Annotated in this window: 21 protein-coding genes; 14 read left to right on the top strand and 7 right to left on the bottom strand. The window is 40.2% G+C overall.

The genetic code is table 11. The annotated features are described in order from the left end of the window. Nucleotides 1–20: 20 nt before the first annotated feature. The gene (locus ACILP5_RS08925) at nt 21–1,373 is read left to right on the top strand and encodes a tetratricopeptide repeat protein (RefSeq protein WP_395618314.1); all 1,353 of its coding nucleotides are present in this window, start codon (nt 21–23) and stop codon (nt 1,371–1,373) included. 18 nt (nt 1,374–1,391) lie between these two features. Here the strand turns inward: ACILP5_RS08925 and ACILP5_RS08920 are convergent, their stop codons facing one another. Beyond that, nucleotides 1,392–2,165, bottom strand: a complete 774-nt coding sequence (locus tag ACILP5_RS08920; protein WP_395618313.1) for an AMP nucleosidase — start codon at nt 2,163–2,165, stop codon at nt 1,392–1,394. A 69-nt stretch (nt 2,166–2,234) separates the two neighbouring features. Between ACILP5_RS08920 and ACILP5_RS08915 the strand changes: the two genes are divergently transcribed. The 10 genes from ACILP5_RS08915 to purS all read left to right on the top strand — a co-directional run bounded on the left by ACILP5_RS08915 (nt 2,235) and on the right by purS (nt 10,782). Then, nucleotides 2,235–2,678, top strand: a complete 444-nt coding sequence (locus ACILP5_RS08915; protein ID WP_395618312.1) for a type I restriction enzyme HsdR N-terminal domain-containing protein — start codon at nt 2,235–2,237, stop codon at nt 2,676–2,678. Next, entirely contained in the window at nt 2,675–4,267 is a 1,593-nt protein-coding gene (pafA, locus tag ACILP5_RS08910; protein ID WP_395618311.1) for an alkaline phosphatase PafA, read from the top strand. The genes ACILP5_RS08915 and pafA overlap by 4 nt, the downstream gene beginning before the upstream one ends. Before the next feature lie 4 nt (nt 4,268–4,271). Beyond that, a complete protein-coding gene (locus ACILP5_RS08905) occupies nt 4,272–5,582 on the top strand; it encodes a UDP-glucose dehydrogenase family protein (RefSeq protein ID WP_395618310.1) in 1,311 nt (436 codons plus the stop codon). Between the two features lies 1 nt (nt 5,583). Beyond that, nucleotides 5,584–6,555: a UDP-glucuronic acid decarboxylase family protein gene (locus ACILP5_RS08900; protein WP_395618309.1), complete on the top strand. Its 972-nt coding sequence runs from the start codon at nt 5,584–5,586 to the stop codon at nt 6,553–6,555. Nucleotides 6,556–6,683: 128 nt separating this feature from the next. Further along, nucleotides 6,684–7,721 carry a selenide, water dikinase SelD gene (gene selD / locus ACILP5_RS08895; RefSeq protein WP_395618308.1) on the top strand — a complete coding sequence of 346 codons (1,038 nt, stop codon included), beginning with the start codon at nt 6,684–6,686 and terminating at the stop codon, nt 7,719–7,721. Next, the gene (locus ACILP5_RS08890; RefSeq protein ID WP_395618307.1) at nt 7,721–8,482 is read left to right on the top strand and encodes an alpha/beta fold hydrolase; all 762 of its coding nucleotides are present in this window, start codon (nt 7,721–7,723) and stop codon (nt 8,480–8,482) included. Before selD ends, ACILP5_RS08890 begins: the two co-directional genes overlap by 1 nt. Next, the gene (locus tag ACILP5_RS08885) at nt 8,479–9,177 is read left to right on the top strand and encodes an SAM-dependent methyltransferase (protein WP_395618306.1); all 699 of its coding nucleotides are present in this window, start codon (nt 8,479–8,481) and stop codon (nt 9,175–9,177) included. Before ACILP5_RS08890 ends, ACILP5_RS08885 begins: the two co-directional genes overlap by 4 nt. A 2-nt stretch (nt 9,178–9,179) precedes the next feature. Continuing rightward, the gene (locus ACILP5_RS08880) at nt 9,180–9,821 is read left to right on the top strand and encodes an MBL fold metallo-hydrolase (protein WP_395618305.1); all 642 of its coding nucleotides are present in this window, start codon (nt 9,180–9,182) and stop codon (nt 9,819–9,821) included. Further along, nucleotides 9,818–10,531 carry a CDP-alcohol phosphatidyltransferase family protein gene (locus ACILP5_RS08875; protein ID WP_395618304.1) on the top strand — a complete coding sequence of 238 codons (714 nt, stop codon included), beginning with the start codon at nt 9,818–9,820 and terminating at the stop codon, nt 10,529–10,531. Before ACILP5_RS08880 ends, ACILP5_RS08875 begins: the two co-directional genes overlap by 4 nt. Beyond that, nucleotides 10,531–10,782 (top strand): phosphoribosylformylglycinamidine synthase subunit PurS, encoded by a 252-nt coding sequence (gene purS / locus ACILP5_RS08870; RefSeq protein ID WP_395618303.1) that lies wholly within the window; start codon nt 10,531–10,533, stop codon nt 10,780–10,782. Before ACILP5_RS08875 ends, purS begins: the two co-directional genes overlap by 1 nt. Before the next feature lie 3 nt (nt 10,783–10,785). Here purS and ACILP5_RS08865 read toward each other — a convergent pair whose 3' ends face one another. The 4 genes from ACILP5_RS08865 to kdsB form a co-directional block, all read right to left on the bottom strand. Next, on the bottom strand, nt 10,786–11,142 hold the full coding sequence (locus tag ACILP5_RS08865; RefSeq protein ID WP_395618302.1) for a CoA-binding protein: 357 nt from the start codon (nt 11,140–11,142) through the stop codon (nt 10,786–10,788). Then, the gene (gene metF / locus ACILP5_RS08860; protein WP_395618301.1) at nt 11,142–12,095 is read right to left on the bottom strand and encodes a methylenetetrahydrofolate reductase [NAD(P)H]; all 954 of its coding nucleotides are present in this window, start codon (nt 12,093–12,095) and stop codon (nt 11,142–11,144) included. Before metF ends, ACILP5_RS08865 begins: the two co-directional genes overlap by 1 nt. Continuing rightward, on the bottom strand, nt 12,088–15,846 hold the full coding sequence (gene metH, locus ACILP5_RS08855; protein ID WP_395618300.1) for a methionine synthase: 3,759 nt from the start codon (nt 15,844–15,846) through the stop codon (nt 12,088–12,090). The genes metF and metH overlap by 8 nt, the downstream gene beginning before the upstream one ends. Before the next feature lie 63 nt (nt 15,847–15,909). After that, nucleotides 15,910–16,662 (bottom strand): 3-deoxy-manno-octulosonate cytidylyltransferase, encoded by a 753-nt coding sequence (gene kdsB, locus ACILP5_RS08850; protein ID WP_395618299.1) that lies wholly within the window; start codon nt 16,660–16,662, stop codon nt 15,910–15,912. 64 nt (nt 16,663–16,726) lie between these two features. On the opposite strand from kdsB, the gene ACILP5_RS08845 reads away from it, so the two are divergent. From ACILP5_RS08845 to ACILP5_RS08835, 3 genes are all read left to right on the top strand, one after another. Beyond that, nucleotides 16,727–17,386 carry a hypothetical protein gene (locus ACILP5_RS08845; RefSeq protein WP_395618298.1) on the top strand — a complete coding sequence of 220 codons (660 nt, stop codon included), beginning with the start codon at nt 16,727–16,729 and terminating at the stop codon, nt 17,384–17,386. Further along, nucleotides 17,373–18,245: a LysM peptidoglycan-binding domain-containing protein gene (locus ACILP5_RS08840; protein WP_395618297.1), complete on the top strand. Its 873-nt coding sequence runs from the start codon at nt 17,373–17,375 to the stop codon at nt 18,243–18,245. Before ACILP5_RS08845 ends, ACILP5_RS08840 begins: the two co-directional genes overlap by 14 nt. A 263-nt stretch (nt 18,246–18,508) precedes the next feature. Next, a complete protein-coding gene (locus ACILP5_RS08835; RefSeq protein ID WP_395618296.1) occupies nt 18,509–19,282 on the top strand; it encodes a TIGR02757 family protein in 774 nt (257 codons plus the stop codon). Nucleotides 19,283–19,374: 92 nt separating this feature from the next. Here ACILP5_RS08835 and ACILP5_RS08830 read toward each other — a convergent pair whose 3' ends face one another. Beyond that, a complete protein-coding gene (locus tag ACILP5_RS08830) occupies nt 19,375–20,319 on the bottom strand; it encodes a hypothetical protein (protein WP_395618295.1) in 945 nt (314 codons plus the stop codon). A gap of 18 nt (nt 20,320–20,337) precedes the next feature. Beyond that, the coding region (locus ACILP5_RS08825; protein ID WP_395618294.1) for a SusD/RagB family nutrient-binding outer membrane lipoprotein at nt 20,338–21,607 on the bottom strand (1,270 nt) is incomplete at its 5' end.

Raw genomic sequence — 21,607 nt, 5'->3', positions numbered from 1 at the left:
TTTACAAAAAATAAGTTACTATGAAATTCAAAGTGGGCATTTTAGCCTTTGCCTTTTTGGCTTGCCTTTTCTCCTTATCAGCACAGACAACGGAAATCAATCATTTAGAGATTGGTTTGAACCAAAATAAATCCGGTAATTACGCAGACGCCTTACGCAATTTCAGTATTGAAATTGAGAAAACTGCAGCTAATCCAAACTCGATTGCTTTTTATAATAGGGGTTTTGCGAAATACAATTTAAAGGATTTTCAGGGAGCTATTTTGGACTTCAATAAAGCACTAGAATTAAAGCCTAATTATTTTGAAGCCTTCATTGGTCGTGGCCAAAGTTATAGCAAGCAAGATAATCACCCATTAGCTATTCAAGATTATAACGAAGCCATACGATTGAATCCTTTAGAGGGAACGGCGTATTTAAGCAGAGGTATTTCCAAAAACAAATTAGAAAACTACCGCGGTGCCATCACCGATTTCAATAAATCACTCGAATTATTACCTGATTACGCTCCCACTTTAGCCGTAAGAGCCGACAGCAAATCAAAGCTGGGCGACTACATAGGTAGTATTGAAGACTATAATAAAGCGATCGAAATCACTCCTAAACGCACAAATTACCTTTCTGGACGTGCTTTTGCCAAGATGAAAATGGGGGATTATAAAGGCGCTTTAACGGATTTCACCGAGGTATTAAAATTAAGTCCAGAGAAAGCGGACGAATGGTATTATTCTGGCCTCTGCAAAGTGCAGTTAGAAAATTACAGAGGGGAAAATGGAGAGAAAGGAGCATTAGAAGATTTTAATAAAGCCTTAGAATTAGATCCTGAAAAAATCGAGGCGATTTATGGGAGAGGCTTTGTAAAAGCGAAATTAGGCGACCAGCGCGCAGCAATGGAGGATTTTACGAAAGCTATTGAATTTGGGAATAATGAAAACGCCAAAATTCTATATACCGCCAAACTCGGTAAAATTCAACTGGATGAAATCCGAAACGGTTTAGTAGACCGCACAAAAATGTCCGATATGAGTGCCGGAAGAGCCGAGGTATTTTTTCATAGAGGTTTAGCCAAAGCAAAATCCGGCGACCCTAAAAGTGCCATTGAAGATTATAACCGCGCCATTTCATTCCTACCCACTTATGCAGATGCTTATTTTCAACGGGGAATCGCTAAATCAAGTCTAGGTGATCAACGCAACGCAATTCAAGATTGCAACAATGCCATCGAATTAAATAGCAAATTTGCAGAAGCCTATTTCATTCGCGGAATCATCAAACTTGCCTTGAATGATACTTCGGGCTGCTTAGATTTAAGCAAAGCTGGCGAGCTAGGTTATGCAGGAGCTTACAACGTGATCCGCGATTATTGCAACTAATAAAAACGGACTTATTTACTAATCAAATCGTAAGTGCTTAACCGATTCGCCTGAATTTGCTAATTCCTCTAGGGAATCGATACCGATTTGGAGGTGTTTATGAACAAAATTAGCCGTTACATTCTTATCACTCGCATCCGTTTTCACTCCATCAGGAGTCATCGGGTTATCGGATACTAATAACAAGGCTCCGTGTGGTATTTTATTCTTAAAACCGACCGTAAATATCGTAGCGGTTTCCATATCAATACCCATCGCCCGAATATCGGATAGATAAGCCTTAAACACCTCATCATGCTCCCAAACGCGTCGATTCGTGGTGTAAACTAAACCAGTCCAATAATCTAATTCATGTTTCTTAATCATGGATGAAACGGCCCGCTGTAATCGGAAGGAAGGTAGCGCCGGCACTTCTTTAGGCATATATTCATCTGATGTCCCCTCTCCCCTAACCGCAGCTATTGGAAGAATTAAATCTCCTAAGGATAAATTCTTTTTTAACCCCCCGCATTTGCCTAAAAACAAAACTGCCTTAGGACTAATAGCTGATAAAATATCCATCACGGTAGCTGCCATGGGCGATCCCATTCCAAAATTGATAATGGTTATATTATGTGCCGTAGCCGTCTGCATCGGACGGTCTTGGCCCTTTATTACCACCCCGAATTTCTCAGCAAACATATCTACGTAATTCTTGAAATTGGTCAATAAAATATACTGTCCAAAATCTTCCGAATTTGTTCCTGTGTAGCGGGGTAACCAATTTTGAACAATTTCCTCTTTCGTTTTCATATTATACCCTTAGATGTGATGAAATAATAAAGCAAAAAGATTAATTTAGAGGTTATATCGATTATTTAGATGATTACATCCCCGGAAATAAACTTAGTCTTTCCTGCCTATTCTCACAAAGTAAAGAAAAAGGACGGGAAACTGTATATTTTTGAAGAAATCACCAACAAGTATCGATTACTGACGCCAGAAGAATGGGTCAGACAACATTGCTTACAGTATTTAGTTAATGAATTAAAATACCCAGCTTCTCTTTTCCAAATAGAGGGAAGTATGAAGGTAGATCAATTGAACAGGCGAACGGATATACGGGTTTATAATTCACAAGGGGACGTATTTATGCTCATTGAATGTAAAGCACCGCATATTGACATTAGCTTAAGCACTTTACAACAAATTAGCCAATACCAGAAAATACAAAAAGCAGAGTACCTAGTTATAACAAACGGCCTCAGCAATATTATACTAGATCAGTCAACAAAAATTTTAACCGAATTCCCTTCTTATCTATGAAAAAAGTCCTTCTTGTTTTCCTAGGAATACTTTCTTTACCAGTTTTGGCACAAAAAAAACCAGCCTTAGTCGTGGGTATTGTCGTAGACCAAATGCGCTACGAATACCTGAATAAATTCTATGATCGTTATTCAGATAAAGGCTTCAAACGCTTAATGATTGAAGGGATTAATTGTAAGGATAATCATTATAATTATGCCCCTACGGTAACAGCAGCAGGACATGCTAGCGTCTATACAGGAACGGTTCCAGCGGTTCACGGTATCGTAGGTAACGAATGGATTGAAGTAGCTAATGGAAAGAAAATGTATTGTGTAGATGACAGCACCGTACTAACAGTGGGAAGTAAAAGCAAAGCTGGAATTATGTCACCTAAGAATATGTTCACTTCCACGATCACGGATCAATTAAAAATGGCACAGAATTACAAATCTAAAACGGTCGCCATTGCCTTAAAAGACCGTGGGTCCATTTTACCAGGTGGTCATACTGCAGATGCAGCTTATTGGTATGATTCGGCTGATGGGTATTGGATTACCTCCTCTTTTTACATGAAAGAATTACCTACTTGGGTTCAGAAATTTAATTTAGAAGCAAGACCACAGAAATACCTAAGTAAAGGATGGAATACGCTATATCCTATCGCAACTTATACCCGTTCTGCTGAAGACGATAGTCCATATGAAAGTAAATTACCGGGAGAGAAAACTCCTACTTTTCCTCATGAATTAAAGGGAGGGAATCCATTGGAAGTAATACGTACGACTCCTTTTGGCAATACACTAACGAAAGACTTCGCTCTTAAAGCGATTGATGAGGAGAATTTAGGAAAGAACGGAACGACCGATTTTTTAGCCATCAGCTTCTCTTCACCTGATTATGTAGGGCACTCATTCGGTCCTCAATCCATCGAATTAGAAGATACTTATTTACGCTTGGATCAAGATATTGCAGACATTTTAACGCATTTAGATGCCAAATTAGGCAAGAATCAATACCTTGTTTTTTTAACAGCTGATCATGCTGTAGCTGAAATTCCATATTACCTTCAGAGCAAACGATTACCTGGTGGAGTTTTTGACAATGTGAAGGCAATCAATGAGGCAAAAACGGCGCTAAAAAAAGAATTTGGCGAGGTAGAAATCATGGTTGGAAATGATAATTACCAAATCTATCTAAACCATGCAAACCTAGAAAGATTACATATTTCGAAAGAGGCAGTGGGAAAGATTTTGGAGAAATCATTTAAAAATCAAGCGGGATTTGCAGAATTAGTAGACATCAGAAATGCTTTGAATAGCCCTTTACCAGCACTTTATCGTGAAATGATCTCTAATGGCTATAATCAAGCAAGAAGCGGTGATTTTATGTACTTATTAAAACCACAGTGGTTTTCTGGTTACAAAACAGGTACAACACATAGCTCACTTTATACGTATGATACCCACGTTCCCTTGTTATTTTTCGGATGGAACGTAAAACCAAAAGAAATAAACCAAAGAACAAACATAAGTGACATCTCCAGCACATTAGCGAATTGGTTAAAAATAAATGAACCCTCAGGAAGTATTGGTAAAGTAATTCAGTAAGAATATGAAAATAGCTGTTGTAGGAACCGGATATGTAGGTTTAGTGACGGGAACTTGTTTCGCTGAAACAGGAAACCACGTTACTTGCATAGATATCAATGAAGAGAAAGTAAAACAAATGCAGGCCGGAATCATTCCTATCTATGAGCCTGGTTTAGAAGATTTGTTCAAAAGAAACACGGAAGAAGGTCGTTTGGATTTTACTACCTCTTTACAAGAAGGTATTACTGGAGCAAAAGTCATTTTCCTAGCTCTACCTACCCCTCCGGGTGCGGATGGTTCTGCCGATTTAAAATACATTTTGCAGGTAGCGGATGATTTAGGTCCACTCCTATCGGAATATGCAGTTATCATTGATAAAAGTACCGTTCCCGTAGGCACATCCGAAAAAGTACACTCAGCTATTGCTAAAAACGCAAAAGTCGATTTCGATGTCGTTTCAAATCCGGAATTCTTACGAGAAGGCGTAGCCGTAGAGGATTTTATGAAACCAGACCGTGTCGTTATAGGTACGCAATCAGAGAGAGCAAAAGACTTGATGTCACGCTTGTATGCTCCATTAGTTCGACAAGGGAATCCGATCATCTTTATGGATGAGCGTTCAGCTGAGCTAACTAAATATGCCGCTAATGCCTTTTTAGCCACTAAAATCACTTTCATGAATGAGATCGCTAATCTTTGCGAACTCGTAGGTGCAAATGTGGATGAGGTGCGCAAAGGTATCGGAACGGATTCTCGAATCGGGAAACGCTTTTTATTTGCCGGTATCGGATACGGTGGAAGCTGCTTCCCAAAAGACGTGCAAGCCTTGGCAAAAACTTCCGCAGAAAACGACTATGAGTTTAAAATCTTAGACTCGGTCATGAAAGTAAATGAGAATCAAAAAACGAAGCTCATTCCTCACCTAGCGAAACATTTTAAAGGTGATTTATCGGGGAAGAAAATTGCCATGTGGGGTTTGGCATTCAAACCTTATACCGATGATATTAGAGAGGCTCCCTCTTTATATAATATCGATGCATTACTTGAACTAGGTGCATCGGTTAGCGCCTATGATCCAGAAGCAATGAATCATGTTCGAAATCTTTTAGGAGACAAAATTACCTTTACAAAGAATCCCTACGAAGCTTTAGAAGACGCAGATGCTTTACTAATTGTGACTGAGTGGCCACAATTTAGAACACCTGACTTCGATAGAATGGATAGTTTATTAAAGAATAAAGTCATTTTTGACGGAAGAAACTTATACGAATTAAGCCAAATGCAGGAGCTAGGATATACTTATTATTCCATCGGCCGTCAAACCATACACTAATATGAAAAGAGTTTTAATCACCGGCGGAGCTGGATTCCTAGGTTCTCATTTATGCGATCGCTTTATCAAAGAGGGTTACCACGTGATCGCTATGGATAATTTGATTACAGGCGATCTAAAGAACATAGAACATTTGTTCCATTTAAAGCAATTCGAGTTCTATCACCACGATGTATCTAAGTTCATTCACGTACCAGGCGAATTGGATTATATCTTGCATTTCGCCTCACCTGCCTCTCCTATTGACTATTTGAAAATCCCTATTCAGACCTTGAAAGTGGGTTCTTTAGGAATTCATAATTGCCTCGGTTTGGCGCGCGTAAAAAATGCACGTGTTTTAATCGCATCCACTTCAGAAGTATACGGGGATCCAAATGTACATCCTCAACCGGAGGAGTATTGGGGAAATGTAAATCCAGTAGGTCCTCGTGGCGTGTATGATGAGGCAAAACGTTTCCAAGAAGCGATGACCATGGCCTATCACACCTATCACGGCCTAGAAACACGTATTGTCCGTATTTTCAATACCTACGGTCCTCGCATGCGTCTAAATGATGGGCGTGTATTACCTGCATTCATTGGGCAAGCGTTGCGTGGTGAGGATTTAACGATGTTTGGCGATGGTTCGCAGACGCGTTCTTTCTGCTATGTAGATGACCTTGTAGAAGGCATTTATCGCCTCTTATTGAGCGATTATGCACAACCAGTGAACATCGGAAATCCAGATGAGATTACGATAAAAGAATTTGGCGAGGAGATCATCAAATTAACGGGTACATCTCAGAAATTAATCTCTCTTCCTTTACCTACAGATGATCCCAAACAACGTAAACCAGACATCACAAAAGCTCGCAGTATTCTGGGCTGGGAACCTAAGGTGAGTCGTGCAGAGGGTTTGAAGATCACTTACAATTATTTCAAGTCGTTGAGTAAGGATGATTTGTTTAGAATGGCGCATCATAAAGAGTTTTAATTTTATTTGTTCCAAATTTGTGCTGCGCAATAAATTTCTGCCCTCGCATTTTTTAAAACCTCTAAGGAAAATTCTAATTAATATAGAAAATTGTGTTGCGATATAATGTAGCAACCTACTAAATCATCATGTCAGAAAATATCAAATTAACTTCTTTTAGTCACGGCGCAGGTTGCGGGTGTAAAATATCACCACAGATTTTAGACAAAATACTAAAATCAGACAAACCGAAGGCTAATCACCCCCTTTTATTAGTCGGAAATGAAAGCCGGGATGATGCTGCTGTATTTGACTGGCAGAATGGCGAGGCGGTTATTTCGACGACGGATTTCTTTATGCCGATAGTGGATGATCCGTTTGATTTTGGGAAAATTGCGGCAACAAATGCCATTTCAGATATCTATGCGATGGGCGGAAGTCCACTGATGGCCATTGCCATTCTAGGCTGGCCTATTGATAAATTAGCTCCAGAAGTTGCGGCCCAAGTTTTAGAAGGTGGACGCGCGGCTTGTGCAGAAGCAGGAATTCCATTAGCGGGAGGTCATTCGATTGATTCTCCTGAACCAATCTTTGGGCTTGCTGTGACTGGAAAAGTACGTAAAGAACATTTAAAACAAAACGACACGGCTACAAAAGGCTGTATGCTTTATTTAACCAAGCCACTGGGCGTAGGTATTTTATCTACAGGCCAAAAACGCGGCATCGTTAGCCCTGCCGATTTAGCTCGAGCGGTGAAGCAAATGAGTACGTTAAATAGCTTTGGGGAGAAACTAGGTCCTTTGTCCTTCGTGAAGTCCTTGACGGATGTGACAGGTTTTGGATTATTCGGTCATTTAGTCGAAATGGCGGATGGGTCAGGTTTAAGTGCTAAAATTACCTTCGAAAACTTACCTTTGCTTCCTAATATTGATCATTATTTAGACCAAAAGTGTTTCCCAGGTGGTACTGGAAGAAATTTAGCCAGCTATGGCGATCGATTGAGCGAAGATATTTCGGAGCGCCAACGCTTTATTGGAGCAGACCCACAAACATCTGGTGGTTTATTAATCGCCGTAGAAGCGGAACATACGGCTAAATTCGAAGCATTTGCGCTCGAAAACGGGTATGAATTAAGCCCTATCGGCGAGTTAACGGAACGGAAAGAAAAAGCCATTTACTTAGCCTAATGAAATTATTCTATCGCGCACTTGGGGAAACAGGAACGCCGGTCATTATTCTACACGGAATTTTTGGCACATCAGATAATTGGCTCGGTTTTGGAAAAGCTATCTCTGAAAATCACCGCGTATTTTTAATGGACCAAAGAAACCACGGACAATCGCCTTGGGGTGATGATTTCAATTATGAGGTGATGACTCAGGATTTATTGGAATTCATTCACGAACATCAATTAGAAAATCCCATTTTGATCGGGCACAGTATGGGTGGCAAGGTGGTGATGCAATTCGATTTATTGCACCCGGGTATTGCTTCTCGCATTGTCATTGTCGACATCGCACCTAAATTCTATCCGGTACACCATACACACATTTTAGAGGGATTAAATAGTTTAGATTTAGCCACACTTGAGAGTCGACAAGCGGCGAATGAGCATTTGAAACGCTTCGAAGAAAAAGAAGGTGTTCGACAATTTCTTTTAAAGAACCTTTACCGTAACGCGGAGCAGCAATTTGCCTGGAGAATTAATCTGAAAGTGATAACCAAAAATATTGACGTGGTGGGACACGAATTACTCGTTTCTAGTGCCTCAAATACCGAAACGCTTTTCATTAAAGGAGCTGATTCTCATTATATACAACCGGAAGACGAACGATACATTGCCGAAATTTTCCCTAATTTTGAAGTTGTAGAGATTCCAGGTGCGGGCCATTGGGTGCAAGCGGACCAACCGGACTTGTTTCTACAGGCGATTCAACCGTTTTTATGAAAATTTACCTCATCCCCTGCCCGATTGCCGAAAACACTTCATCCGAAGTCCTACCCCCACAAATCTTAGCGGCACTACAGCAGACAACACATTTTTTAGTCGAAAATGTACGGACGGCTCGAAGATTCATTAGTGAATTGAAACTAGGGATTCAGATTGATCGCTTAATTTTTGAGGTATTAGACAAAGACACTCAGCCTAAGACAGTTACCGACTTCTACAAAAAGCATGCCGCGGTCGAATATATTGGCGTTATTTCAGAAGCTGGTTGCCCGGGCGTAGCAGATCCTGGGGCCCTAGCGGTTTCGATTGCACAACAACAAGGCCTCGAAGTGATTCCTTTAGTAGGCCCTTCATCCATCCTATTAGGTTTAATGGGATCAGGTTTTTCTGGCCAAAGCTTCGCTTTCATTGGCTATCTTCCCATCGACAAGGCTGCACGCATTCGTAAAATCGAACAACTAGACCGAGATGTTGCTAAATGGGGCCAAACACAAATTTTCATCGAAACGCCGTACCGAAATAATGCACTTTTAGAGGACCTAATTGCACAATGTGCTCCAGATTCCTTAATTTGCATTGCCTGTGAGGTAACTGCGCCCTCCGGTTTTGTTCAAACTAAAAAGGCAAGCGACTGGGCGAAAGCACAACCCGATTTGCACAAAAAACCTTGTATATTTCTTTTAGGTAAATAAATATGATCTTTCACCAAGCCTTTACGCTGAATCCATTTCAAGAAAATACCTATATTATTTGGGATGAAAATGGAATAGGTATTATCGTAGACCCTGGATGTTATACCTTCGAGGAACGCCAAACCTTAAAAACATTCATCGAGGAGAAAAATATTAAGTTGACTCATATTTTAAATACACATGCGCACATTGATCATGTGTTAGGTGTGGAATATTTTAGACAAGAGTATAAAATTCCGTTTTACCTTCACCCGAAAGACGAACCTTTGCTAACAGATTCAGCGAATCGTGCGCAAGTATATGGTTTCCCGCATTACCAACCTACTGAAGTGGATGTATGGTACGAGGATAACCAAATACTGCAGATAGGTGAAATGGAAATCAAGATCTTATTTGTTCCTGGACACGCACCAGGTCACGTGGCTTTGTATTTCGAGAAGGAAGGACTATTATTTGATGGTGACGTACTTTTCAGACGCAGTGTAGGCAGAACTGACTTTCAATTATGCAATCACGCTGATTTAGTTCACAGCATTCAAACGAAATTATACACTTTACCTGAATCCACCATTGTGTACCCTGGACACGGGGGTAGCACGACCATCGGGGATGAAAAAGTATCCAATCCATACGTAAAAGCATGAAAAAAGAAATCCCTAATCTATTGACGCTGGGTAATTTACTCGCTGGATGTATCGGACTTTGGTTCGTGATGCAAGGCGATTTAGTGAGTGCCTCCTATTGCATTTTCATTTCCTTAGTCTGTGATTTCTTCGACGGCTTTTTAGCCCGTGCTTTAAAAGCTTATTCTGATTTAGGTAAAGAATTAGACTCCCTAGCAGATATGGTCTCTTTTGGGGTTTTACCTTCTTTTATCTTATTTGCCTTAGTGGAGCAAAGCTGTGGGATTTCCTGCACGGTAGGACTATTCGGATTTTATAAACCCTTTATGGTGTTTGCCTTGACTTTGATGTCAGCGTATCGTTTGGCAAAATTTAATATAGATACCCGCCAAAGCGATCAATTCATTGGTGTACCTACCCCTGCTAACGGTCTTCTTATTGCATCATTGCCTATAATTCTACGTTTTCAACCTGAATTCAGCCCTTATATTCTACATTTTCAAGGCCTATTAATCTATGCAGTATTGATGAGCTATTTATTAGTATGCGAATTGCCTCTTTTAGCCTTCAAGTTCAAAACCTGGGATTGGAAAAGTAATCAAGTGAAATTCATTTTCCTTATTTTTTGCATTGCTGCCCTTGTTATGCTTAAATTTGCAGCAATTCCGGTTTTAGTGATCGCATACATCCTCCTATCCGGCCTTATTTTCCTTTTAAATCCAAACAAATAATGAAATTCTTAGCTGAAATCAACGTAATGCCTCAAAAAGAAATCCTTGACCCTCAGGGAAAAGCAGTACTTATTGGCTTACAAAACTTAGGGATTAACCAAGTAGATGGCGTTCGTATTGGCAAGCACATTACATTAACGGTGGAAGCGGCATCAGAAGCTGAGGCAAATGAGGTGGTAACCAATGCTTGCAAGAAATTGCTAGCGAACTTAATTATGGAGGAATTTGAGTTTACGTTAGTAGCTCAATAGATCTTAAAACTGGCCTGTATGCAATAAAACAAGCGTGCAGGCCTCTTCAGTTTGTATTCCCGCTATCTCTAATGCTCTTTCGAGTTCTGGATTCTCCGTTCCGGGATTGAATATGACGCGTCTTGGGGCTAATGCCTTAAGATAATCAAAAAGCCCTTCCTGATTAGCAGGACCTACATACAAGGTAACCGTATCGATATCTTCTACTATGGGTTGTTCTTGCTGAATGGTCAGTCCAAGCACCTCCCCTTTCTTAATTCCAACTAAAGAAACCTCATGGCGGTGCTGCAACAGTAATTCCGTCGCGATATAAGCATATCGACTCGGGTTTGTACTCGCACCATAGACTAAGACCTTCATTAGAATAATTTTTCAGCGATAGCTCTAACGCTATCGGACTTGCTCATCGTATAGAAATGAAGCGCTGGAACTCCGGCTTGAATCAATTCCTTTCCTTGTTGAACTGCCCATTCAATTCCTAATTGCTTAATAGCGGCATTATTAGCACATTTACGCGCCTCAGAAACAAATTCCGAAGGAATTTCTAAATGGAAGATCTCTGGCAAAATATCCAATTGACGTTCCGTAGCTAGTGGTTTTAATCCTGGAATAATAGGCACTTTAATGCCCTTTTCTCTGCATTTTTGAACAAAATCAAAGTATTTTTTATTATCAAAAAACATCTGCGTTACGATATAATCCGCACCAGCATCTACTTTCTGCTTTAAATAATTCAGGTCTTGATCGAAAGAAACGGCATCAATGTGTTTTTCGGGATAACCAGCCACACCGATACAGAAATTGGTAGGCAAGGATTCCGTCTCCTCATGCAATAAGATACCCTTGTTCATGGCCGCTACTTGCTCTACTAATTCGTTTGCATAGGCATGACCTCCTGGCTTGGGTACAAAATGGGCTTCGCCCTTTTCCTGATCACCGCGCAATAATAGTGCGTTTTCGATTCCTAAATAATGTAAATCAATCAAGAAATCTTCCGTCTCTTCTTTCGTAAATCCACCACAAATTACGTGAGGGACAGCCTCTATTTGAAAACGCTGAATGATGGAGGCACAGATACCTAAAGTACCTGGACGCTTGCGAATAGGAATTCGTTTAGAAACGCCACCTACGACTTTGTCTACATATTCTTCGCGGTGGTAAGTCACCTCAATAAAAGGTGGTTTAAACTCCATCAAAGGCTCAATGTGCGACATTAATTCGCCCAAATGTTGGCCTTTCATCGGTGGAATAATCTCGATCGAGAAAAGTGTTTTTCCCGCCGCTTGCTCAAAATATTTTGTAATCTTAGTCATAATTCAATACGGGACTTAACCATTTTTCTACGTCATCCAAGGACATGCCTTTGCGTTTCGCATAATCTGTTACTTGGTCTTTGGCAATCTTACCTAAACCAAAATAGGTACTTTCCGGATGTGAGAAATAAAAACCTGAAACCGCAGAGGCAGGATACATGGCATAACTTTCAGTCAATTGAATCCCAATCTGCTTCTCCGCATCCAATAATTCAAACAAGCGCTTCTTCTCTGTATGATCAGGGCAAGCCGGATAACCCGGTGCCGGACGAATTCCGTCGTATTTCTCCGAAATCAACTCTTCATTGCTCAGCTTTTCATCAGCCGCATAACCCCAGAATTCTCTACGCACACGTTCGTGCAATAATTCGGCGAATGCTTCCGCTAAACGATCTGCTAAAGCCTTGACCATAATCGAGTTATAGTCATCATGTTCTTTTTCGTATTTATCTAATAGCGCTTCGATTCCTAGACCTGTCGTCACCGCAAAGGCGCCTACATAATCCGTCTCACCCGAGTTTAATGGGGCCACAAAGTCACTTAAACAACGGTTAGGAAGCATACTTGCTTTTTGGCCTTGTTGACGTAAATGGTGTAACCACTGGCTCTTATCGGATGATTCATCTTTCGTCTGAATCTCATAAGATACCTGCTGGTGTGAACCGTGTTTTTCACAAGCCACCTCTAAAGCCTTCTCCACATAATCGTGTAAGATGATATCATCTCCTAGTGAGTTCGCTGGGAAGAAACCGAGTGCAGCTTTGGCTTGAAGTGATTTATTCTCAATAATTTCATTCAATAAAGCCTGCGCATCATCAAATAATTTCTTCGCCTCTTTCCCTACCACCTCATTATCAAAAATACGTGGGTATTTTCCAGACAATTGCCAGGTCGAGAAGAAGGGAGTCCAGTCGATATACTTCGCAATTTCTTCCAAAGAATAATCCTCAAAATACTTCACGCCTAAGAATGACGGCTTTTTCGCTTTAAATCCTGTCCAATCAATGCCACTCGATTTTGCGCGAGCTTGATCGATAGATAAGTAATTCTTTTCTTGTTGACGAGCAGCGTGAGCCGTTCTCAATTCTGCGTATTCCGCTTTAATCTCGGTGAAGATCTCTTGAGAAGTTAATTCACTTTGCAATAATCGACCAGCCACGGGCACAGAACGAGAGGCATCTAATACGTGAATAACCGGTCCTGAATAGTGAGGATCGATTTTAACCGCCGTGTGAATACGTGATGTGGTGGCTCCACCAATCAAAAGAGGCACTTTGAAACCGAGACGCTCCATTTCTTTGGCCACATACACCATCTCATCTAAAGACGGAGTGATCAAACCAGATAAACCAATAATATCTACGTTATGCTCCTTAGCCGCAGCTAGGATCTTATCGCAAGGAACCATGACACCGATGTCGATCACCTCGTAATTGTTACAGGCCAAAACTACACCTACAATATTCTTTCCAATATCATGCACATCGCCTTTCACTGTTGCCATCAAGATCTTGCCAGCTGATGAACTCTCTCCTCCCTGTTTCTCTGCTTCAATATAAGGCAATAAATAGGCAACCGCCTTCTTCATCACGCGGGCAGACTTAACAACCTGAGGCAAGAACATTTTACCCTCACCAAACAAGTCCCCCACCACGTTCATTCCATCCATCAAAGGACCCTCAATCACCTGAATTGGGCGTTCTACTAATTGACGCGCCTCTTCGACGTCTTCATCAATAAATTCTGTCAAACCTTTAATCAAGGCGTGTTCTAAACGCTTATTCACCGGTTCTTTTCTCCACGCATCATCCACTACTTGCTCCTTACCAGCAGACTTCACCGTCTCCGCATAGGCCACTAATTTCTCGGTTGATTCTGGATTTCTATTTAATAAAACGTCTTCACATAAATCACGTAAGGTCTTGTCAATGTCGTCGTAAACACCTAGTTGACTGGCATTTACGATACCCATATCCATACCAGCTTTAATCGCATGGTAAAGGAATACCGTATGCATTGCTTCACGAACTAATTCGTTTCCACGGAAAGAGAAGGAAATATTAGATACCCCACCTGACACTTTCGCGAGCGGCAGGTTTTCTTTTATCCATTTTGTAGCCTTAATAAAATCAACCGCATAATTATTATGCTCCTCGATTCCCGTGGCTACCGTTAAAATATTCGGGTCAAAAATGATATCCTGAGCTGGAAATCCTACTTTATCTACTAAAATATCATAGGCTCTTTTGCAAATCTCGATGCGTCGTTCATACGAATCCGCTTGCCCCGTTTCATCGAAGGCCATCACGACCACTGAAGCACCGTACATTTTTACCAAATTCGCAGACTCAATGAATTTCTGTTCCCCTTCTTTCAAAGAGATAGAATTGACCACCGATTTTCCTTGTACACACTTCAAACCTGCCTCAATCACCTCCCATTTAGAAGAGTCAATCATAATTGGTAAACGAGCGATATCTGGCTCAGCCATCAATAAATTCAAGAATTGTGGCATCATTTTCACGCCATCAATCATCCCCTCATCCATATTGATGTCCAAAATTTGAGCACCACCATCCACCTGCTCACGAGCTACCGCGATGGCTTCTTCAAATTTCTCTTCGCGAATTAAACGCGCAAATTTCTTCGAACCCGTCACATTGCAACGCTCACCCACGTTCACGAAATTGGTTATTTCGGTAATCTCCAAAGGTTCTAATCCAGATAATTTCTGGTTCACATTTTCCTCAGGTATAACGTGTGGTTTGTGTTTAGCAGCCACTTCGGCAATCGCTTGAATATGCGCTGGTGTCGTTCCGCAACAGCCTCCTATGATATTCAAGAAACCATTTGAAAGGAAATCATCAATAATCACCGCCATTTCAGCAGGCGACTGATCGTATTCACCCATTTCGTTCGGCAGGCCCGCATTCGGGTGAGCAGAAACTAAGAAAGGGGATTTATCGTTCAACGTCTTCACGTAAGGACGCATTAAATCTGCCCCTAAAGCACAATTTAGTCCTACTGAAAGTAAAGGCATGTGAGAAACCGATGTTAAGAAGGCTTCCGTTGTTTGTCCGGATAAGGTACGCCCAGAGGCATCTGTAATCGTACCCGAAACCATCACAGGTAAATAGGGCTTTGATGGATTTTGCTTGAAATATTGATCGATAGCAAACAAGGCTGCCTTCGCATTCAAGGTATCAAAAATAGTCTCAACCAAGAGCAAGTCAGCTCCTCCATCCACTAAACCTTGAATTTGTTCGGTATAGGCAATCACTAATTCATCAAAAGTAACCGCTCTAAAACCTGGGTCATTCACGTCTGGAGAAAGAGAAAGCGTCCGGTTTGTGGGTCCGATTGAACCTGCTACATAACGTGGCTTTGAGGGATCTTTGGCCGTATATTCATCCGCTACTTCGCGTGCAATTTTAGCTGACTCGAAGTTTAATTCATACACTAATTCCTCCATATGGTAGTCCGCCATGGCAATGGAGGTCCCAGAGAAGGTATTTGTCTCCGCAATATCAGCACCTGCGGCAAAATATTTCGCGTGAATTTCTTTAATCACATCAGGACGAGTGATCGACAATAAATCATTATTCCCCTTTACCTCGTGCGGGAAATTTTTGAATCTTTCTCCGCGGTAATCGGCATCCGTTAAATTATATTGTTGGATTAAAGAACCCATTGCGCCATCAAGAATTAAAATCTTTTCACGTAATACGTCTTTTATGTGTGGTCTATGCATAAGTATAATCGAACTTTGACAGTTATTTATGCCAAAAATCTAGCAAATATACCGCTTAAATGCCTAAATAAGGCCCATTTTTTGAATTTTTTCTAGATCCTCCGGGGAATCAATCCCTACCGTTTCAAATTGCGTTTCGATAGCTTTAATTCGAATGCCGTTCTGCACCCAACGCAACTGCTCTAAGGATTCAGCTAACTCTAATGAAGTAGGTTTTAATGCACTTAATCCTGGTAAAATATCTGCCCGAAAAGCGTACAATCCAATATGCTTATAAAAGGTGTGCTTAATTAACCAATCCGATGGCTCTACCCCACGTAAAAAAGGAATGGTTTGGCGAGAAAAGTAAAGCGCATGGCCTTCCGCGTCACAAATCACTTTAGGCGTATTGACATTAAAAAGGGTTTCCTGATCTGTGATTTTTTTAATCAATGTTAAAATAGGCGCTCCAGAAGTGAATCCGGCAGCTACTTCTCTCAACTGCTCGGGCTCGATGAAAGGCTCATCACCTTGAATATTGATGACATAATCAACCGATTCGCCTAATCGACTTAGCACTTCAGCACAGCGATCCGTTCCTGTAAGGTGCTCTGAAGACGTCATCATTACTTCTGCACCAAAAACCTTTGCAGCATCAAAAATACGCTCATCATCTGTTGCAATAACGATACGATCAAAACCTTCCACCGCTTTCACTCGCTCATAAGTCCGCTGAATCATAGGCTTTCCTCCTAAATCAACTAAAGGCTTGCCTGGGAAACGAGAGGATGCGAAACGAGCCGGAATAATCGCGACTACCTTTTTGCCATGCAGCATAATAAATACGTTTTTTCGATAGATTTTTGCCAAATTTGCACATAATTTCCAAACATTCGATCCTTTGTCCACATTTTTTGAACATTCCTTTGCAGAACCAATCTGGAGTATCCGCTACTGGGGAACTCCTGAGGAACCACGTTTATGGATTGAAACAAGGGGGAATGGGGAAGCATTTTGGCATTCATGCGACTTGAGTTCAAAAAATGTAATGCTTTTAGGCAAAGCACCCGCCGATTATGCACAATTAAACTTCCACTCCGGAGACGAAAAAGAGGCCATTTTTATCAAATTGCAACAATCAAAAAACCCGGGTATTGAGTCTATTCAAACCTATTCATTAGAGCCGTTAAAGTTGATTAAAGAGGAAAAATCACTTCCAATTATTCCGAAAAATGCCTTTTCATTTCAAGTCCCACAGCATTATGATGAAAGCCAAGAATATTTCAAAGACTTTCAAGCCTTCTTTCAAAAGCAATTCAACGAAACGATTGCGAAAGGCATAGATTATTTTGAAGGAAATGATAAGCTATTGTTTTCTTATTATCTTTACGATAATGGCTGGAAAAACTACCTTCGAGTATGCAATTTAGCTTTTGACACGATCCTATTAGAACAGATCGCTGAAGGAGATACCATCGGATACCAAACCTTTTCAATACTCAATGAACAATTGATTTTTGTAAAGGATAAACTGAAATTGAAGATTTATGAAAAATTATAAACTAACCCTACTAATCGCCTTTTTATTAACTTGGCAGCTAACTGCAGAGGCAAGTACCCTTGATTCTTTGGGCTTAAAAAAGGAGAATAATAAGACATTTCTATTATTCAAAGTAGGTCCTAAACAATCTCTTTTCTCTATCCTCAAACGCTATAATTTATCCTTAAGCGAATTCAAATCTGCCAATACAGACCTACAAATACCGGTGAAAACAGGTGAAATCGTCTTTATCCCATTGCATTATTTGGAAGAAAGTAATCCAGCTCCTAAATTAATAGAGGAAAAGGTAACTGAAACGACTAAATCGGATTCGCCTAAAGAAGCTGAAATACATATCGTGGCGCCTAAACAAGGATTATTGTCCGTGGCTAATATGCATAAAGTAACTATGGCTGAATTAAGAAAATGGAATAATTTAACATCAGATCGCTTACAAGAAGGTCAACGATTAATTGTTTCAGATCCAACTAATTCTACATCCAGTATCGCGGTAGACAAATCAAGTTTATTACCCGCTAAATCTACAACAGTTCCTACCTCAACCACAGTAGAGGCTCCAATACCTGCCAAAGAAAAAGGGCCTGAAGACATCAAAAAGAAAATTGAAACGGGTATTGCTGAATTAATTGATGTACCTGATAATTCAGGAAAATTCCTTGCACTTCATCGATCAGCCCCTATAGGAACCTTAGTTTTAGTGAAGAACCTTACTAACAATCAGAGTATTTGGGTGAAGGTAATAGGTCGTTTACCGAATGGAGATAGCAAAGTAATCATCAAACTATCTCCTAAAGCTTTTGAAAAATTAAATGCCGTTGATAAGCGAGTACGAGCTGAAATCTCTTATTTATTACAGTAATATGAATAAAAGAAAAAGACCCATAACGGCAGGGCATATCGTTTTTGAAGTATTCTTTATCCTATCCTATCCCTTTATAGCTGCATTTTCAATGGCTGTTACAGTTTTAGTATGGATCTTTTCTCTTCCATCTCGTTTGGTTGCTTTGTTTAGCAAAAAGTAATTACTTAAATGACGCCTACACAAGGTGGATTTCAGTTTTTTTAACTGCAACCGATTCTCATAAAACATCTGATTAGGAGTTCATTCTTTACACAGTAAATATGAATAGTCTTTCCAAAACTGAATTAAAAGAATTCCTAGATTATAAAGTAGATGAATTCAATAGACCAGATTTCATTGAACTGGATCCTATTAGCATTCCTCACCAGTTCTACTTAAAAGAAGATATCGAAATCGCTGCTTTTTTAACCGCCACCATTAGCTGGGGAAACAGAAAAGCGATTCTAGGTGCTGCAAATCAAATGATTCAAATAATGGGTGAGAGCCCTTATGATTTCATTATGAATTGTGAAGATTACAAGAGCCCTCAAATATCCAATTTTTACTACAGGACCTTTAATGGTGTAGATTTTTGCTATTTTTTAGAATCAATTAGAAATATCTACCTAAACCATGGAGGCCTAGAGCGTATATTTAATACTTTGACTTCCAAGTATTCTGTCCAAGAGTCTATAACAGAGTTCAAACATATATTCTTCGAACTACCCCATCCCACTAGAACACTAAAGCATGTATCCGACCCAAGTACTGGTTCTGCCGCAAAAAGACTTAATATGATGCTTAGATGGCTTATAAGAGAAGATAATAAGGGTGTAGATTTTGGCCTCTGGAAGAACATTAGCCCATCTAAACTATCCATACCACTAGATGTTCATTCGGGAAATACAGCCCGTAAATTAGGTATGCTAGCTCGCAAACAGAATGATGCTAAAGCTGTAGTTGATTTAGATTCAGTTTTAAAAGAGTTTGACCCAATAGATCCGGTAAAATATGACTTTGCGCTATTCGGGTTAGGAGTTATAGAAAAATTCTAAGTTCCTTACCTAGTTTCAAAAACCGTAAAGAAATAACAAAAAAAAGGCAACGTCAGAAGACGTTGCCTTTTATAATCATAGGATTTAACCTATTACTTCAAAGTAGCCGGCCATGGTTTGCCAGCGTTAGACTTAACTTTAACAATCATGAAATCTCCATAACCATTAGTAACACTAAAGGTTAAAAGTTCAGGAGTACTACTGATAAACTTCATAGAGTATGGAGAACCATACTGATCTACTCCACCCATGCTAAGTACACCACAAGCATCGCTTATGGCAACATCACCTGAGTATTTATCATTCTGACATCCATACAATCCAAATGTACCATCCGATATTGTATATTTAGCAGAAGTACCAACTTTAGTCCATGTAGTTTTACCTGTATAAGTACCACCTGCGCAAGTACCATAATCAGACTTCTGCTCAGTAGCAGTGAAATCATATGTACCCGCTAAATCAGAAGGACAAATTACAGAAACAGGGAACTGGAATGGAGAATCATAGAAAGGAGCACCCGCAACATTGGTAGTAACGTTGTCAGAAGAAAATACTCTTCCAAACTTGTCTTTCAATATTAAACGGAACTCAAATGCATCTCCTCCACTGATTCCTGCATTCGTCAAGCCTACAGCAGCAATCGCTTCAGCAGCTGTAATAGTGAAATCAGCTCTCAAAAAACGAGAATTACTGTTTGGTTTGAAATCAGCCGCTTGAAGCGTCTTCACTAACACGTCGTTCGCTGGAGTGTATTTTAAACCAACACCCGTAACTAAACGTCTGTGACGAACACGAATTTCTACGGTCTGAACCGTCTTACCATCTTCCTTATCAACTGCTTCAACAGTTAGCGCAAATTTTGAGCTAGCCAAATCAAAGAAGTTAAAGGTAGTGCTTGTTCTGGCAATGGTTCTCAAGTAAGCTCCTGTGTCAAAATCTTTGTAAGGAACAGCTGGCTCCACAAAATCTCTACAAGAACTTAGAAAGATGAGCATAGTTGCCAACAATCCGAAACTATATCTTAGCATTTTCATATTTTCTAATTTTTAAGGTTAATAAATCCAAGGTGATGCAGGATTCTTATCCCAGAACACTTGAGTAGCTAGATTCTGTTTCTGTTTAGCATTAGTATTGGTCACAAGATAGTTGTTAGGATACAAGAATGATCTAACAAAAGGTCCTGTTACCGCTTCTAAACCAGGTTGCATACGAGATGGCTTACCAGTTCTTCTATACAAGTTATAAGCCTCCATACCATTACCATATAGTGCCAACCAATACTCTCTTGCTACAACATCTAACTTAGCATCATTAGAAGCACCAGCATCAAACTGAGCTCCTATATAATTTTGATAATTAGTTACTTTCGTAGTAAAAGTAGCAGCAGGTTCAAATGTATTAATGAGAGCACCTTCAGCACCAGCTACTGCAAAAGCACGAACATAGTCCATTTGCTTCTTAACACCTGATAGCATCAAAGTCTTCGCATTTCCTGTTGTTCCAAGAGTCAAGGCAGCTTCAGCTAACATAAAGTCAACATAAGCAGCTAACATAATTGGGTGGATACCTGCACCACGCATACCTAAAGCAGGGTTAGCAACTGGAGCTCCTGAGCTGTTGTCAAAACGACCACCAGCAGGGAAAGCACCATAAGCAGTACGCTTTAAACCATCGGGTGGTATACCGTCTGGATCTAAGTGATCACGACCCCAGTATCCTTTGTTACCCGCAGGATTACAGTAGCAATAGTTTCCAACTAAGTAGTGTGGAGGTGCAATCTGAGAAATACACTCTTGCTCATCCACGTTAGTCGTATTCGTCAATGTTTGACGATACAGGTAGTAACGAACGCGAGGATCGTCAAAACCTTTTTCCACAGTCAAATGGTGCATGAAATCCGTAGATTGATAGTCACCACCACCGGCAGTATACTGACCAGCAAATTTAGGATGTCTAGAATCTGGATCAGCTGCAGTAGTACCAAAACGGAAAACGAAATCATCGCCAGTTCCGATAAGTGCATTTGCTGTAATCAACTTATTGATTTCAGTCTTAGAAACATCAGCATTTACTAAACGAGTGTATAAGTAATACTTTAACTTAAGAGTATTAACAAATTTACCCCAACGCGTATAATTTCTTGCATAAAAGTAATCATTCGGAGTTCCACCTGAAGTAGGTGCAGCAAAATGAACAGCTGCTTCATCTAACAATTTCAATGCGGCAGCGTAGATAGTAGCACCATCATCTGTCTTAGGATTGAAATTAGCTGCATTTAATGCTTCAGTAAATGGAACATTACCATAGGTATCTACTAAATCC

The organism is Aquirufa sp. (assembly GCF_044239315.1).
Taxonomy (GTDB): Bacteria; Bacteroidota; Bacteroidia; order Cytophagales; family Spirosomataceae; genus Aquirufa.
The sequence above is the reverse complement of the archived record's forward strand: the minus strand, read 5'-3'. Positions and strand labels throughout refer to the sequence as shown.